Source organism: Pseudomonas sp. Z4-7, from assembly GCF_051131965.1.
In the GTDB taxonomy this organism is placed as follows: domain Bacteria; phylum Pseudomonadota; class Gammaproteobacteria; order Pseudomonadales; family Pseudomonadaceae; genus Aquipseudomonas.
Map to the genome: position 1 here is coordinate 1,726,570 of NZ_CP071642.1, position 15,292 is coordinate 1,741,861.

Genomic DNA, 15,292 nt, shown 5'->3' on the forward strand with positions numbered 1-15,292 from the left:
CTCATGATCAGCGACTTCCGCAACCGCTTGCGCAAACAGCCCGCCAGAGCCGCGGCTCCAGCCGCCCAGCCGAGAGACAGCCTGCCCGATAGCATGGATGAATTGATGCCATGGGAGCAGGCCATCCCGGATGTGCTCTATGAAACCCGCAGCCAGGTTACCCCGGTGGAAGCCGAGTGGCGGGAAAAAATCTATCAGCAACTGCTCAAGGTCATGGACCTGTCCCTGCTCGATGCCCTGGAGCAGGCCGAGGCTGCGCGGCAGATCCGCGATATCTGCCAGCGCTTGCTGGAAGAACATTCGGCCCCTGTCAGCACGGCCAGCCGCCAACTGATCATCAAGCAGATCACCGATGAAGTACTCGGGCTCGGGCCACTGGAACCGTTGCTGGCCGACCACAGCGTCTCCGACATCCTGGTCAACGGCTTCGCCTCGGTCTATGTCGAACGCTTCGGCAAGCTGCAACGCACCGACGTGCGTTTCCGCGATGACCAGCACTTGTTGAATATCATTGACCGCATCGTTTCCAGCCTCGGCCGGCGCATCGATGAGTCCTCGCCGTTGGTCGACGCACGCCTCAAGGACGGCTCGCGCGTCAACGCGATCATTGCGCCGCTGGCCATCGACGGCCCGAGCATGTCGATCCGGCGTTTTGCCGTGGACCTGCTCAACACCGACAGCCTGATCCAGGTGGGCACCATGACCCCGGCCATCGCCTTGCTGCTCAAGGCCATCGTCCGCGGACGCCTGAACGTGTTGATTTCCGGCGGGACCGGCAGCGGCAAGACCACCATGCTCAACGTGTTGTCGAGCTTCATCCCGCATAACGAGCGCATCGTCACCATCGAGGATTCGGCCGAGTTGCAGCTGCAGCAACCCCACGTGGTGCGCCTGGAAACCCGGCCCTCGAACATCGAAGGTCGTGGCGAGGTGAGCCAGCGTGAACTGGTGCGCAACAGCCTGCGGATGCGCCCCGACCGCATCGTCATCGGCGAAGTGCGTGGCGCCGAAGCGATGGACATGCTCACCGCCATGAACACCGGCCACGATGGTTCTCTCACGACGATCCATGCCAACACCGCCCGCGATGCACTGGGACGAATCGAAAACATGGTGTCGATGACCGGGGCGACGTTTCCCATCAAGGCGATGCGTCAACAAATTGCCTCGGCCATCGACGTCGTGATCCAACTGGAGCGTCAAGAAGACGGCAAGCGTCGCGTTGTGAGCATGCAGGAGATCAATGGCATGGAAGGGGAGATCATCACCATGACCGAAATCTTCTCGTTTGCCCGCCACGGTCTCGGCGAGCACGGTGAGGTGCTCGGGGAATATCGGCCCAGCGGCATGATCCCGGCGTTTCGCGACGTGCTGGCCAAGCGCGGCATCGAGCTGCCGCTGACACTGTTCCGTCCTGAGTGGATGGAGGGTCGGCAGTCATGAATAACATTCCTGGTGAGTTCATCCTGGCGTTCCTCGGCATGGTCTTTGTGGCTGTGTTCCTGCTGTCCCAGGGCGTGGTGGTCCCGGTCTTCGGCGAGGCGGGGAAAATGCGCAAGCGCATTCGTGGCCGTCTGCATGTGCTGGAGAAAGCCAATCACTTGCCCAACATGCAGACGGTATTGCGGCAGAAATACCTGACGCGCCTGTCTCCCTTGGAGGCCCGGCTGGAGCAACTGCCGTTCATGGCCAGCCTGACCCAGATGATCGAACAGTCCGGCCATGAATACCGGGCCTATCGGGTCATGCTGCTCGGCCTGGCGCTGGGCGTGGCCGCCGGGGCCGCGGTGCTGCTGGTGTCGCCGCTCTGGTGGATGGCGCTGATCGCGTCGTTTGTCGTGACGTGGCTGCCGCTGCTGAAAATCATGCGCGACCGCAACAGGCGTTTCGCTGCGTTCGAGGAGGGCTTGCCGGATGCGCTGGACGCCATGTGCCGGGCCTTGCGCGCCGGGCATCCGTTCAACGAAACCTTGCGACTGGTGGCCGAGGAGCACAAGGGGCCGGTGGCCCAGGAGTTCGGCATGACCTTCTCCGACATCAACTATGGCAACGACGTGCGCAGGGCCATGCTGGGTCTGCTGGAGCGCATGCCGAGCATGACCGTGATGATGCTGGTGACCTCCATCCTCATTCACCGCGAGACCGGCGGCAACCTGACCGAAGTGCTCGAGCGCCTGAGCCGGTTGATCCGCGGGCGCTTTCGCTTCCAGCGCAAAATCAGAACGTTGTCGGCGGAGGGACGCATGTCGGCCTGGGTACTGGTGGCGATCCCGTTCGTGCTGGCGATCGCCATCGTGCTCACCAGCCCCAGCTACATGCCTGTGCTGATCAACGACCCCATCGGTCACAAGCTGATCATCGGTGCCTTCTGCGCCATGTTGATCGGAATCTTCTGGATCAAGAAAATTATCCGGATCCAGGTTTAAGCGCAGTTATGCCCAGAGGTGGCAGTCATGGATTTCTTACTTGGGTTGTTCAGTCGGTTCACCGGAAGCGAGGAGCTCGCCCGGCTGTTGTTCATCGCTGTGATCGGCCTCAGCACGGTGCTCGCGGCCGTTGCCGTCAGCCTGCTTTTGCTGGGCTTGCAGGACCCGGTCCAGCGGCGCCTGGCGTTGATCAAGCGCGGCTATGCCGGCAGCACGGCGGGGCAGGAGGCGCCCGGCAACCTGCAACTGCTGCTGGAGCGGGTCGGCCAGCGCTTTGCCTCGGCCGACCCGACGCAGGTTTCGGCGACCCAGATGCTGCTGACGCATGCTGGCTACCGCTCCGCCTCGGCGGTCCAGATGTATTGGGCTGTGCGCCTGATCCTGCCGCTATTGATGATTGGCCTTGCGCTGGTGTTGCTGCCGATGATCAAGGTTTCAGTGGCTATTGGTTTGCTGGCCGTGACGCTCGTTGCCGGCATCGGCTGGCTGTTGCCGGCGCTCTATGTCGGCAAGCGCAAGCAGGCACGGCAAACCCGTTTGCGCGCGGCGTTCCCGGATGCGCTGGACCTGATGGTCGTCTGCGTCGAGTCAGGCCTGGCCCTGCCCACGACGATAGAACGGGTGGCTGAAGAAATGTCGGTCAGCCAGGTCGAACTGGCCGAGGAACTGGCCTTGGTCAACGCTCAGATCCGCGCGGGCATCACCAGCACCGAGGCGCTCAAGCAATTGGCCGTGCGCACCGGCCTGGAAGACATCCAGGGCCTGGTCAGCCTGTTGGCGCAAAGTATCCGTTTCGGCACCAGCGTGGCCGATACCCTGCGAATCTATGCCGACGAATTTCGTGACCGGCGGACCCAGGCCGCCGAAGAAATGGGTGCCAAGATCGGCACTAAACTGATCTTCCCGCTGATCTGCTGCCTCTGGCCAAGCTTCTTCCTGGTCGCCATCGGCCCCGCCATGATCGGTGTGTTCAGGGCTTTCGGGAATATGTAGCACTGCTTGTCTGTCATAGATTCATGTGGGAGCGAGCCCGCTCGCGAAAGCGCTGTAACAGTCGATGTAGATGTTGGCTGCCAGATCGCTATCGCGAGCAAGCTCGCTCCCACAAGTGCTTGTGTTGCTCCACCTATTCATGTCCATCCGCTGACCGCGCTTATGTCGCTGCATCTTCAGGCACCACACTCCGTGGCGAGGGAGCTTGCTCCCGCTGTGGCGCGCAGCGGCCCCGGTCTGTTTCAGTCAAATACCCGTAAGACAAAAGATCGCAGCCCCGGCAGTCCTGCATCGAATGCAAGGTTGCCGAAGGCTGCGATCCCGGGGTTGTCGTGACGGGTGTTATTTGCTGCTGGTGATCTCTCCACCCGAGTCCTGGTCAAAAAATTCCGGGATCGGATAGGTGAAACTATTGAGCCAGCGCTGCATGGCCAGCTCGCGTTCGGTGGCCGAGACGGTCTGAAGATTGGTCGATGCCACGACACCGCGGATCTGCAGTTGCATCCAGCGCTCGGTGCCTTGCTGCGCCGCGGAGGAAGGACCTGGCTCGATCGCCCAGGCGGTGGTAGACAGGCAGGCCACGCAAACGATCATCAATTGTTGGGTTTTCATTGTCCGGACTCCTCGAATGCTCTACTTGGCCGCGCCGGTTGAGGCCTCGACGACCTCGTTCAGGCGGTTCGCTTGTGTCGTCAGGGGATGACTGGCCGAGCCCCTGATTTTTTCCGCGCGGGCCTGGGCATCAGCTATCTGCTGAGGGCTCAGCTTGGCCATGTTCGCGAGCTCGGCGGCCTGCTTCCAGTTGTCCTGGTAGATCAACAGGGTGACCATGTTAAGTGCCGCCAGCGAGTCTGATCGCTGAAGTTCCATGGCTGTCATGAACTCGAAGCGGGCCTGGGGAATCCGGCGTTGGTTGAGATAGACCACCCCCAGGTCGTTGCGGATCTTGCCTTCGGAGGGGGCCATCCTGGCGGCGTGCTCAAGGTGTTCCGTAGCGCTGGCGTAATCATTTCGAGCGGCGGCCAACTGCCCCAGGCCATGTTCGCCGTCGGCGGCCAGGCAAGTCCCGAGCAGGCTCCTGTACAGCGGCTCGGCCTCGTTGCGCCCCATCAGGCGCAGCACCCGAGCCTTGCGCAGGCGAACCTGGACCAGCTCCTCGGGTAAACCTTCGAGGTTCGCCAGGCTGGCATACAAGCGCCCATCATTGGCCATGTCATCGGCCAGGTTGAGGGCCAGATCCTGATCGGATCCGGGCTTGGCGCAACTGGCCGGGTGCGAGGCCACGGTGCCGTTGCTGGCGCAACCGGTCAACACCAGGGCCGCCGCTATTGCGGTCAATGTTTTCATTGAATTTCCCCTTGTCACCGGCTGGATGGGTGACGCCTCGGATTTCGGATGGCGGCTCATTGGGAAAGCCCGCTGCGCTTGTCGAACTCGCCGTTTTCAAGGAAATACATGCGATAGAAGTTCGGGTCATAGTTGCGCAGTTGCTCGCCCGGTAGCGTCGGCAACTGAGCGTTGGCGGCCAAAGGCTGAACCAGGTGCGGCGTGACGATCATCAGCAGTTCGCGCTCTTCGCGATTGATCGAGTTGTCACGAAAAAATGCACCGAGAATCGGCACGTCGCCCAGGCCCGGAAATTTGTTCACCTGAGACGCATTGCGTGTGCTGATCAGACCGCTGATGACAAAGCTTTCACCGTCGGCCAGGGCGATGCTGGTATCGGTGCGGCGCACGGTCAGCGCCGGGACGAGCGTGCCGGCAATGTTCACGGCGTTGGTGAAATCCAGTTCACTGACTTCGGGCGCCACCTTCAACACGATGCGATTCTTGCCGATGACGGTCGGCGTGAGCGTCAGGCGAATTCCGAACTCCTTATACTCGATGGACACGTTGTCGCTCCCGGCACTCGGCACCGGAATCGGTACTTCGCCACCGGCCAGGAAGCTCGCGCTTTGCCCGCTGAGCGCCACCAGGCTCGGCCGCGCCAGGGTATAGGCAAAACCGCTGCCCTCCAGCGCATTGATCATCAGCAGCGTCTGCCCGGTGGCGAAGGACAGGTTGAACATGTCGTTGTTGACCGGCAGGGAAGGACGGACTACGCCGCCGATCGTGGGCAGCGTTCTGGGCGAGCCGAACAGGAAGTTGCCACGGCTGCCGAAAATCGAAGTCGAGGCCTCCTTGAGCTTGGTCCGGCTGACCTCGACGAAGCGGATGTCGGTCTGGACCTGGGCAAGCAGCATCGGGTCTTCCGACGGCACACTCGCGGCGCTGGTCAGCGCCGCGGTGGCCCGGCCCGTCACGAAGACCATGCTCTGGCGCGGTATTTTCGAGCACTCGGTCCAGACCATCAGACTGGTGGCACCGGGCATCAGGCCGGTGAGAATGAAGGCATCGCTGCCGCTGGGTTGCACGTCGGCAATCTTCGGATCGCCCACCGCCAGCTTCGTCACGGGGGCCAGGATACGCAGTTCATTCTGCAGCCCTTGGCCGACCTCGAAGGTCGCGGGCAGATTGTCCAGTTGCGAGCAGTTGGCCGAAGCAGCGTGGGCTGCTTCCAGGCCGAGGCCCATCCAGAACAATCCATGTATGAAGCGTTTTAGTGTAGGCACGGTGCGATAGGTCATGAAGTGATCCTCGTCAGAGAGGCCATCCCAGGCTGGTCGGTCGCCTCGGATCACTTAAGAGGCCCGGGCTGCCCCTCTGTATCTCACCTGATCGCCTGATCGGGTGGCCTCGGGCGTGGTCAGACATGCCGTCCCGAGTCCTGCTGTTGTGACGGTAGTTCACCCATGGCAAAGCGCCACGTCGCAAATGAAGTTTCCGCCTGAAATCTGACGGAAGGAAAGAAACTAAGAAACAGGTGTCAATAAAATATCTTTTTGCTGTCTTGCGCCGGGGAGGAAATTGGCGGGGCAGGGCGATTCGGGTCTCCCGATGTTCTTTCATTCCCACAAAAAAAAGCCCGCAGGGTTAAACCGTGCGGGCCTTCGAGTGATGGCGGGCAATCAGTGCTTGCTGTCCTGATCCGACATGGCCAGCAATTGTTTTTCCTGGTTCCAGTCGAACGGCTCGTCGTTTTGCTCGGCTTCGAAACGACGTTCCTCAAGGGCCTGGTACAGGGCGATCTCTTCGTCGGGCATGTAGTGCAGGCAATCGCCGCCGAAATACCACAGCAGGTCTCGAGGCACCAGGTGGGCGATCTGTGGATAACGCACGATCACCTGGCACAGCAGGTCCTGACCCAGGTACTGGCTTTCGATCGGGTCGACTGGCAGTTGCGCGCGCAATTCGTCAAAGCGCTCCAGGAACAGCGCATGGCTTTCTTCGGGAACCTGTTCGGCCTCACCCACGGCGACCAGGATGCTGCGCAAGTGGTCAAGCAAGACGAGGTGATCGGCAACGACGTTGGACACGAGATAAGTCCTCAAGAGCAAAACGGGCGCAGGAGTATAAAGCCCCTGCGCCCGCTTTTACATGCTATCGATCAGATCGCTGCCAGCATCACCGCACCTTGGCCTCGGCGAGCGTCAGTTCCTCCTTGTCGAAATCATCCACATCGATGACCTTGCGGCGTGCCGCTTCGGCTGCGTGCAGGGTCTGCGCCTCACCGGCTTGCAGGACACCCGCCTCCAGGGCCGCATCGATGACGTGTTCGCCTGGCGCCGGGTTGAGTTGACCCTGCTTGAGCGCTCCATGAAGCTTTTTGTGGAGCGGTTGAGCGGCGGCCAGCAGATCAGCGGCATGTTGCAGCGCGCCCACCGGGTCCTCTTCCGACTGCGGGCGATAACAGCCTTGGAGCAGCTCTTCCAGAGTCGGATCGCCCTTGGCGCGGCCGATAACGGCAGCCACCTCGGCGTCCAGCCTGTCGCTCGGTCCCTTGTGACGGCGGCCGAAAGGAAACACCACCACTCGCAAGAGGCCGCCCAGCAGCCGATTCGGGAAGTTGACCAGCAGTTCGTCCAGTGCCCGCTCCGATTGACCCAGGCTTTCCTCCATGGCCCAGCGAAACAGCGGCGCCATATGGTCTGGCGAATCAAGGTCGTGATAGCGCTTGAGCGCCGCCGAGGCCAGGTAAAGGTTGCTCAATACATCGCCCAGGCGGGCCGACAGGCGTTCGCGACGTTTGAGTTCGCCCCCCAGCAGCATCATGCTCAGGTCCGCCAGCAAGGCGAATGCCGCCGCCTGCCGGTTGAGAGCACGAAAATAGCCTTGGCTCAGGGCATTGCCCGGCACGTTGTCGAAGTGCCCCAGGCCGAGGTTCAGGACCAGGGTGCTGGCGGCGTTGCCGATGGCAAAACCGATGTGCTTGAGCAGCAACCCGTCGAATTCGACCAATGCCTGGTCTTTGTCTTCTCGAGTTGCCAGGGCCATTTCCTTCAATACGAACGGATGGCAGCGAATCGCCCCCTGGCCGAAGATCATCAGGTTGCGCGAGAGGATATTCGCGCCTTCGACCGTGATGAAAATCGGCGCACCTTGCCAGCTGCGGCCCAGGTAGTTGTTCGGCCCCATGATGATGCCCTTGCCGCCGTGCACGTCCATGGCGTGGCTGATGCACTCGCGGCCGCGCTCGGTCAGGTGGTACTTGAGGATGGCAGACAGTACCGAAGGCTTTTCGCCGAGGTCCACCGCGTTGGCGGTCAGCATGCGTGCCGCGTCCATCAGCCAGGCATTGCCGCCGATCCGTGCCATGGCTTCCTGAATGCCCTCGAAGGCGGACAACGGCACGTTGAATTGCTCCCTTACCTGGGCGTACTGGCCGGTGACCAGGCTGGTGAACTTCGCCGCGCCGGTCCCTACCGCCGGCAGGGAAATCGAGCGCCCGACCGACAGGCAATTCATCAGCATCATCCAACCCTTGCCGAGCATGGCCTGGCCGCCAATGAGGCAGTCCAGCGGAATGAACACGTCCTTGCCCCAGTTCGGTCCGTTCATGAAGGCGGCGCCAAGAGGCAGGTGACGGCGACCGATATTGACACCGGGCGTATCCGTGGGGATCAGCGCCAGGCTGATCCCCAGGTCCTCTTCTTCACCCAGCAGGTGGTCGGGATCATAGGCTTTGAAGGCCAGGCCGAGGAGGGTGGCGACGGGGCCGAGGGTGATGTAGCGTTTTTCCCAGTTCAAGCGCAGGCCGATGGTTTCCTGGCCTTGCCATTCGCCTTTGCAAATGATCCCGGTGTCGGGCATCGCCCCCGCATCGGAGCCAGCCAGCGGCCCGGTCAGGGCGAAGCAGGGGATATCGTCACCCCGGGCCAGTCGCGGCAGATAATGGTTGCGTTGTTCATCGGTGCCGTAGTGCAGCAGCAGTTCTGCCGGGCCGAGGGAGTTGGGGACCATCACGGTGGACGCCAGGTCGCCACTGCGGGTCGCCAGTTTCATCGCCACCTGGGAGTGGGCATAGGCGGAAAATCCCTTGCCGCCGTATTCCTTCGGAATGATCAGGGCGAAGAAACCATGTTCCTTGATATGGGCCCAGGCTTCGGGCGGCAGGTCCATGGCCTGGCCGATCTGCCAGTCGCTGACCATCGCGCAGAGTTCTTCGGTTGGACCGTCGAGGAATGCCTGCTCTTCGTCAGTCAGTTTCACTTTTGGGTAGGCCAGCAGCATGTCCCAGTCCGGCCGGCCGCTGAATAATTCCCCGTCCCACCACACCGTGCCGGCATCAATGGCATCGCGCTCGGTCTCGGACATCGGTGGCAATGTTTTCTGGAACCAGTCGAACATCGGCGCGCTGAAATATCTGCGGCGCAGGTCAGGTAGCAACAGCGGGGCTGCAACGGCGGCGAGTACCAGCCATAGGACAAGCAGCAGCCACCCGGGCGCATGGCTGAAGATCCCCATCGCCAACAGGTAGACCGCAACGATGCCCAGCGCTGGCAGCGGGGCGGTGCGGCGGTGTGCCAGCCAGGCTATCCCGACGACCAGAACCAGTATCCACAACAACAGCATAAATAATCCTCCGTGAACCAGGGCAAGACCGACCCTCAGAGCTTAGACGTCCTCTGTAAAACCGGCGGTCGGCGCGATGTGATTGATTTCGTGGGAAACCTTGGATGCATTGCGCCAGTCTGGTTGGCAACACCGGTAGGAAATCGTTCGTTGGTCAGGTGAGAAAACGCCATTGTTTGGCTGAAACGCCGTTATTGCTCAGCGACATGCAGGGTGATTTGAGTCGCGGTTGATCCGGCGTATGCTGCTGCGGCATTTATCCATTGAGGAAGCCGTGATGCTGAAGATCTGGGGTCGGAAGAATTCGTCGAACGTGCGCAAGGCGCTGTGGTGTGCCGAAGAGCTGGGGCTGGCCTACGAGGCCATCGACGCGGGCGGCGCGTTTGGCGTGGTGGATACGCCCGGGTACCGCGCGAAAAATCCCAACGGCCGGGTTCCGATGATAGAAGACGACGGCTTCGTGCTCTGGGAATCCAACACCATCGTGCGTTACCTGGCGGCTCGCCATGCCCCAGGCTCGGCCTGGTATCCCGATGACATACAGGCCCGGGCCAGCGCTGAAAAATGGATGGACTGGACCACGTCCAGCTTTGCCGCTCCGTTTCGCACGGTGTTCTGGGGCGTGCTGCGCACCCCGGCCGAGCAGCAGGACTGGCCGGCCATCAATGCGGCAATCAAGGAGTGCGACCAGTTGCTGGCAATGGTGGAGCAAGCCCTCGGCGAACAGCCTTACCTCTGCGGTGAGGAAATCGGCATGGGCGACATTCCCTTGGGCAGTTTCATTTATGCCTGGTTCGAGATGCCCATCGAGCGCGCCGCATTGCCTCGGCTGGAGGCCTGGTATGCGCGGCTCCAGCAGCGTCCGGCTTATCGCAAGGCCGTCATGACCGCGTTGACTTAATACTTACTATCGACACACTTCACTGTACTTGTGCGGCGACGCCACGCACCATTGCCTTCATGCGCCGTGGTTGTATTGCTCGCCGCCGGCCCTTATCTATTCTTCTTCCTCCCCTTCTTGGTGCGTAATCCGATATGAGTTCCGCTCTGTCCATACGGCAGCTAACCAAAACCTACGGCAACGGTTTCCAGGCCCTGAGTGGTATCGATCTCGATGTCGCCGAAGGTGATTTTTTTGCCTTGCTGGGCCCCAACGGTGCCGGCAAATCCACCACCATCGGCATTCTTTCCACGCTGGTGAACAAATCCGGCGGGACGGTGAACGTCTTCGGCCATGACCTGGACCGCGAGCCCGCCGCGCTCAAGCGCTGCATTGGCGTGGTGCCCCAGGAATTCAACTTCAACCAGTTCGAAAAGACCTTCGACATCGTCGTGACCCAGGCCGGCTACTACGGCATCCCGCCGAAGATCGCCAACGAGCGCGCCGAGCAGTATCTGACCCAGCTCGGCTTGTGGGACAAGCGCGATGTGCCGTCCCGCTCGTTATCCGGCGGCATGAAGCGACGCCTGATGATTGCCCGCGCGCTGGTGCATGAACCGCGCCTGCTGATTCTCGACGAACCCACCGCCGGCGTGGACATCGAGCTGCGTCGTTCGATGTGGACCTTCCTCACCGAGCTGAACCAGAAAGGCATCACCATCATCCTCACCACGCACTACCTGGAAGAGGCCGAGCAGCTGTGCCGCAACATCGGCATCATCGACCACGGCACCATCGTCGAGAACACCAGCATGCGGCAGTTGCTGAGTCAGCTGCATGTGGAAACCTTCCTGCTGGATCTCAAGCATGACCTGAGCGCCGCGCCGCAGTTGGTGGGTTATCCGGCTCGCCTGCTCGACGGCCATACCCTGGAGGTCCAGGTCGACAAGTCCGCTGGTATCACCGGGCTGTTCACCCAGCTGGCCGTGCAAAACATCGAAGTGCTGAGCCTGCGCAACAAGACCAATCGCCTTGAGGAGTTGTTCGTGTCCCTGGTGGAAAAAAACCTGGCGAAGGTGGCGATATGAGTATGAGTTCGGAACTGCGCCCCAACCTCATCGCCCTCAATACCATTGTCTATCGTGAAGTCCGGCGCTTCATGCGGATCTGGCCGCAGACCCTGCTGCCCCCGGCGATCACCATGGTCCTGTACTTCGTGATTTTCGGTAACCTGATCGGCCGGCAGATCGGCGACATGGGCGGTTTCACGTACATGGACTACATCGTGCCGGGGCTGATCATGATGTCGGTGATCACCAACTCCTACGGCAACGTGGTATCGAGTTTCTTCGGCAGCAAGTTCCAGCGCTCCATCGAAGAGCTGATGGTTTCACCGGTTTCACCCCATACGATCCTGATCGGCTTCACCCTGGGCGGCGTGCTGCGCGGGCTGGCGGTCGGCCTGATCGTGACGCTGCTGTCGCTGTTCTTCACCAATCTGCAGGTGCATCACCTGGGGGTGACGATCCTGGTGGTGGTCCTGACGGCGACGATCTTTTCGCTGCTGGGCTTCATCAACGCGGTGTTCGCGAGAAACTTCGATGACATCTCCATCATCCCGACGTTCGTGCTCACGCCGCTGACGTATCTGGGCGGGGTGTTCTACTCGATTTCCCTGCTGCCACCGTTCTGGCAGACCGTATCGCTGGCCAACCCGGTGCTGCATATGGTCAATGCTTTCCGATACGGGATTCTTGGCGTTTCGGACATTCGCATCAGTATTGCAATTACCTTCATGCTGGTGGCGACCGTGGTGCTTTATGTGGGCTGTGCGCGGTTGCTGGTGAGTGGGCGAGGGATGCGTACCTGACACTGTCCGTGTCTGAAGTGTCGTACCTGTGGGAGCGAGCCTGCTCGCGAAGGCTGAGCGTCATCCGATGCAGATGTTGGATGTGATGGCCTCTTCGCGAGCAGGCTCGCTCCCACAAGGACTTCGGCTTACCCCCGAATGTCGTGTCTGGGGGGAGACGCGTTCAGTCCAGCTTTTCTCTCATCCGACTGCGCTTGCGTCGCCGCCACTGCCTGGCAACCCACCATCGCCAATACGCCATGGTGACGAAATAAGCCAAGACTCCAAGCACCAACCCAGTGACCACCGACCCCAGCAAAAATGGCTGCCACAACGTTGACAGCTGGTTGGTGATCCACTCCCAGGTCAATTCGTCCGGCAGCGTCCGGGCTGGAACGTCCATCAGCCAGGCGCCGGTCTGATAGGTGCAGAAGAATACCGCGGGCATGGTGATGGGGTTGGTCAACCAGACCAGGCTTACCGCGATCGGGATGTTGCCGCGAACCGTGACGGCCAGCGCGGCGGCCAGGAGCATTTGCAGCGGTATCGGCAGAAAAGCGGCGAACAGGCCAACGGCCATCGCCCGCGCCACCGAATGACGATTGAGATGCCAGAGGTTGGGATCGTGCAGCAGGGTGCCGAGAAAGCGTAAGGATTTATGTTCCCGAATGCTCGCGGGGTCAGGCATGTAACGTTTGAATAATCGCCGGGGCATAAGGCTTCTCGGTCGGGTCAAAGCTGTAAGGCCGCAAGTATGTCCGGATTCTACAACCGGGAGATTCAGACTTTGTGACAATTGTTAACGCCCACGGTGCCCCGCACCGGCTAAGCCTGGAGAGGGACTCTCAAGGATGGGCTTATGCGCACGGCAATGGTCGCGCTTGCACTGGGGCTGCTGGCCCCGGTTTTTCTACCGGTACTGCCGTCGCCATGGCTGATCGCAGCCATGGCGACGCTGGCGTTGATGGTACTGCCGTTTCGCCTGTACCCAGCGGGTTGCTTCCTCTTCGGGCTGGTCTGGGCGAGCCTCGCCGCACACCATGCACTGGACGGACGGTTGCCCTTCGCACTGGACGGCGAGACGCGCTGGGTCGACGGGCGGGTCGTCGGTTTGCCGCAACACGGCGATGGAACGGTGCGTTTCGAATTGGCCGATATCCAGTCAAGGCGCACGCGCTTGCCAACCTCGATGCGCCTGGCCTGGTATGGCGGGCCGCCGGTCAGCAGCGGTGAGAAATGGCGCCTGGCGGTAAAGCTCAAGCGACCCGCGGGGTTGCTCAATCCCCATGGCTTTGACTATGAGGCGTGGCTGTTGAGCCGCGGCATTGGCGCGACCGGCAGCGTCAAGCAAGGGCGACGCCTGCAACCGGCCCAGGGCGCTTGGCGCGACGGGGTGCGCCAGGCATTGGCGAAAGTCGATGCCCAAGGGCGTTCCGGGGCGCTGATGGCATTGGTCCTTGGCGATGGCTCCGGGTTGAGTCGCGAAGATTGGCAGGTGCTGCAAGACACCGGCACGATCCATCTGCTGGTCATTTCCGGGCAGCACATCGGTCTGTTCGCCGGCCTCGTGTACCTGCTGGTCGCCGGCGCGGCGCGTCATGGTGTCTGGCCGGCGTGGTTGCCATGGCTGCCTTGGGCGTGCGTGCTGGCGTTCACCGCGGCGCTGGGTTACGGCCTGCTCGCCGGTTTCGAAGTGCCGGTGCGGCGGGCCTGTGTGATGATCGGACTGGTGCTGCTGTGGCGCTTGCGCTTTCGCCAGGCCGATCCTTGGAAAGCCTGGCTGTTGGCGCTCCTGGCAGTGCTGCTGCTCAATCCGCTGGCGAGCCTGCGGCCGGGGTTCTGGTTGTCGTTCGCCGCGGTGGCCGTTCTGATGTTTACCTTCGGCGGTCGCCTGGGCCCCTGGCGTTGGTGGCAGACCTGGACCCGCGCCCAGTGGCTGATTGCTCTCGGGCTGTGCCCGCTACTCTTGATCCTCGGGCTGCCGGTCAGCCTCAGCGGTCCGTTGGCCAACCTGCTGGCGGTGCCCTGGGTCAGTCTGCTGGTGTTGCCTTCGGCCTTGCTTGGCACCGCGTTGCTACCGATACCTTACATAGGCGAGAGCCTCCTCTGGATTGCCGGCGGCTTGCTCGATCTGCTGTTCAAGGCGCTCGCGCTGGCAGCCGGGCAGATGCCAGCCTGGGTGCCTCCCGCGGTGCCGCTGTGGGCCTGGTGCGTGGCGGCGCTCGGCACTGCGCTGCTGTTGCTGCCCAAGGGCGTACCGCTGCGGGTCCTGGGTTGGCCGATGCTGATGCTGATGGTTTTTCCCCCACGGGAAGAAGTACCCCACGGGCAAGCCGAAATCTGGCAACTGGACGTCGGCCAGGGGCTGGCGATCCTCGTGCGCACCCAGCGGCACGTCTTGCTTTATGACGCGGGGCCGCGTTTTGGCGACGCCGATGCGGGCGAGCGCGTGGTGGTGCCGACCTTGCACAGGCTCGGTGTGCGTACCTTGGACATGCTGCTGCTCAGTCACGCCGATGCCGATCACGCCGGCGGTGCACAAGCCGTACGCAACGGATTGCCGACCCGTCGGGTGGTCAGCGGCGATCCCGAGGCGCTGCCCGTCGATCTGCAGGCAGGGGCGTGCGATAGCAGCGAACGCTGGGAATGGGACGGGGTCAGGTTCGAACTGTGGCGCTGGGCATCGGCTGTCGAGAGCAACCAGAAATCCTGTGTCTTGCTGGTCGAGGCCGGTGGCGAGCGGTTGCTGCTGACCGGCGATATCGATACCCATGCCGAACGGGCCTTGCTCGACAGTCCCTTGGCGATGCCGACCCAGTGGCTGGCAGCGCCGCACCATGGCAGCCGCAGCTCATCGTCGATGGCGCTGCTGGCGCGACTTGAGCCCCATTCGGTATTGATTTCCCGGGGGCGCAACAATGCGTTCGGCCATCCCCATCCGTGGGTGATGGAGCGTTATCGACGCTTGGGCATGGCGGTCTACGACAGTGCCGAACAAGGTGCCATTCGTCTGCAACTCGGCGCCTTTACACATGCGCTTGGGCAGGCGGGCATTCGCCGTTACTGGCGTGATCCGCCGCCTGCCGGGCCAGCGTCGGAGCATTGATCTGGCGCAGCGTTCTTGCCGTGTTGTCGGCAGGGCGGGCCTGCACAGCGAGTCTGTATGATAAAGTGGCGCACTTTTTCGAGGGG

General features: G+C 61.9%; 13 protein-coding genes. 7 read left to right on the forward strand and 6 right to left on the reverse strand.

The genetic code is table 11. The annotated features are described in order from the left end of the window. Positions 1-3 precede the first annotated feature (3 nt). Genes J3P91_RS07765 through J3P91_RS07775 form a run of 3 tightly spaced genes read left to right on the forward strand, consistent with a single transcriptional unit; the run spans position 4 to position 3,419 of the window. Positions 4-1,443, forward strand: a complete 1,440-nt coding sequence (locus J3P91_RS07765; RefSeq protein ID WP_434603228.1) for a CpaF family protein — start codon at positions 4-6, stop codon at positions 1,441-1,443. Next, on the forward strand, positions 1,440-2,426 hold the full coding sequence (locus J3P91_RS07770) for a type II secretion system F family protein (RefSeq protein ID WP_434569376.1): 987 nt from the start codon (positions 1,440-1,442) through the stop codon (positions 2,424-2,426). The genes J3P91_RS07765 and J3P91_RS07770 overlap by 4 nt, the downstream gene beginning before the upstream one ends. 27 nt (positions 2,427-2,453) lie before the next feature. Beyond that, positions 2,454-3,419: a type II secretion system F family protein gene (locus J3P91_RS07775; protein WP_434603230.1), complete on the forward strand. Its 966-nt coding sequence runs from the start codon at positions 2,454-2,456 to the stop codon at positions 3,417-3,419. 342 nt (positions 3,420-3,761) lie between these two features. On the opposite strand, the gene J3P91_RS07780 is transcribed toward J3P91_RS07775, so the two are convergent. From J3P91_RS07780 to J3P91_RS07800, 5 genes are all read right to left on the reverse strand, one after another. Then, the gene (locus J3P91_RS07780) at positions 3,762-4,031 is read right to left on the reverse strand and encodes a DUF3613 domain-containing protein (protein ID WP_434569374.1); all 270 of its coding nucleotides are present in this window, start codon (positions 4,029-4,031) and stop codon (positions 3,762-3,764) included. A 21-nt stretch (positions 4,032-4,052) separates the two neighbouring features. Further along, the gene (locus J3P91_RS07785) at positions 4,053-4,766 is read right to left on the reverse strand and encodes a tetratricopeptide repeat protein (protein WP_434603232.1); all 714 of its coding nucleotides are present in this window, start codon (positions 4,764-4,766) and stop codon (positions 4,053-4,055) included. 56 nt (positions 4,767-4,822) lie between these two features. Further along, complete coding sequence (locus J3P91_RS07790) at positions 4,823-6,046, reverse strand: type II and III secretion system protein family protein (RefSeq protein WP_434603234.1); 1,224 nt, start codon at positions 6,044-6,046, stop codon at positions 4,823-4,825. 381 nt (positions 6,047-6,427) lie between these two features. Then, positions 6,428-6,835 (reverse strand): PA2817 family protein, encoded by a 408-nt coding sequence (locus J3P91_RS07795; RefSeq protein WP_305496075.1) that lies wholly within the window; start codon positions 6,833-6,835, stop codon positions 6,428-6,430. 88 nt (positions 6,836-6,923) lie between these two features. Then, complete coding sequence (locus J3P91_RS07800; protein ID WP_434603236.1) at positions 6,924-9,371, reverse strand: acyl-CoA dehydrogenase; 2,448 nt, start codon at positions 9,369-9,371, stop codon at positions 6,924-6,926. A 277-nt stretch (positions 9,372-9,648) separates the two neighbouring features. Between J3P91_RS07800 and J3P91_RS07805 the strand changes: the two genes are divergently transcribed. The 3 genes from J3P91_RS07805 (at position 9,649) to J3P91_RS07815 (ending at position 12,121) form a co-directional block, all read left to right on the forward strand. After that, a complete protein-coding gene (locus J3P91_RS07805) occupies positions 9,649-10,272 on the forward strand; it encodes a glutathione S-transferase family protein (RefSeq protein ID WP_434603237.1) in 624 nt (207 codons plus the stop codon). Positions 10,273-10,406: 134 nt separating this feature from the next. Further along, complete coding sequence (locus J3P91_RS07810; protein WP_434603239.1) at positions 10,407-11,339, forward strand: ABC transporter ATP-binding protein; 933 nt, start codon at positions 10,407-10,409, stop codon at positions 11,337-11,339. A gap of 2 nt (positions 11,340-11,341) precedes the next feature. Then, on the forward strand, positions 11,342-12,121 hold the full coding sequence (locus tag J3P91_RS07815; protein WP_030137687.1) for an ABC transporter permease: 780 nt from the start codon (positions 11,342-11,344) through the stop codon (positions 12,119-12,121). Positions 12,122-12,284: 163 nt separating this feature from the next. Here the strand turns inward: J3P91_RS07815 and J3P91_RS07820 are convergent, their stop codons facing one another. After that, entirely contained in the window at positions 12,285-12,815 is a 531-nt protein-coding gene (locus J3P91_RS07820; RefSeq protein WP_434569369.1) for a DUF2062 domain-containing protein, read from the reverse strand. Between the two features lie 144 nt (positions 12,816-12,959). Here J3P91_RS07820 and J3P91_RS07825 point away from each other — a divergent pair, with 144 nt between their 5' ends. After that, complete coding sequence (locus tag J3P91_RS07825; protein ID WP_434603241.1) at positions 12,960-15,206, forward strand: DNA internalization-related competence protein ComEC/Rec2; 2,247 nt, start codon at positions 12,960-12,962, stop codon at positions 15,204-15,206. Positions 15,207-15,292 lie beyond the last annotated feature (86 nt).

Coding starts and splice junctions, on each gene's coding strand:
- J3P91_RS07765 (WP_434603228.1), top strand. CDS start 4: ATGATCAGCGACTTCCGCAACCGCTTGCGCAAACAGCCCGCCAGAGCC.
- J3P91_RS07770 (WP_434569376.1), top strand. CDS start 1,440: ATGAATAACATTCCTGGTGAGTTCATCCTGGCGTTCCTCGGCATGGTC.
- J3P91_RS07775 (WP_434603230.1), top strand. CDS start 2,454: ATGGATTTCTTACTTGGGTTGTTCAGTCGGTTCACCGGAAGCGAGGAG.
- J3P91_RS07780 (WP_434569374.1), bottom strand. CDS start 4,031: ATGAAAACCCAACAATTGATGATCGTTTGCGTGGCCTGCCTGTCTACC.
- J3P91_RS07785 (WP_434603232.1), bottom strand. CDS start 4,766: ATGAAAACATTGACCGCAATAGCGGCGGCCCTGGTGTTGACCGGTTGC.
- J3P91_RS07790 (WP_434603234.1), bottom strand. CDS start 6,046: ATGACCTATCGCACCGTGCCTACACTAAAACGCTTCATACATGGATTG.
- J3P91_RS07800 (WP_434603236.1), bottom strand. CDS start 9,371: ATGCTGTTGTTGTGGATACTGGTTCTGGTCGTCGGGATAGCCTGGCTG.
- J3P91_RS07805 (WP_434603237.1), top strand. CDS start 9,649: ATGCTGAAGATCTGGGGTCGGAAGAATTCGTCGAACGTGCGCAAGGCG.
- J3P91_RS07810 (WP_434603239.1), top strand. CDS start 10,407: ATGAGTTCCGCTCTGTCCATACGGCAGCTAACCAAAACCTACGGCAAC.
- J3P91_RS07815 (WP_030137687.1), top strand. CDS start 11,342: ATGAGTTCGGAACTGCGCCCCAACCTCATCGCCCTCAATACCATTGTC.
- J3P91_RS07820 (WP_434569369.1), bottom strand. CDS start 12,815: ATGCCCCGGCGATTATTCAAACGTTACATGCCTGACCCCGCGAGCATT.
- J3P91_RS07825 (WP_434603241.1), top strand. CDS start 12,960: ATGCGCACGGCAATGGTCGCGCTTGCACTGGGGCTGCTGGCCCCGGTT.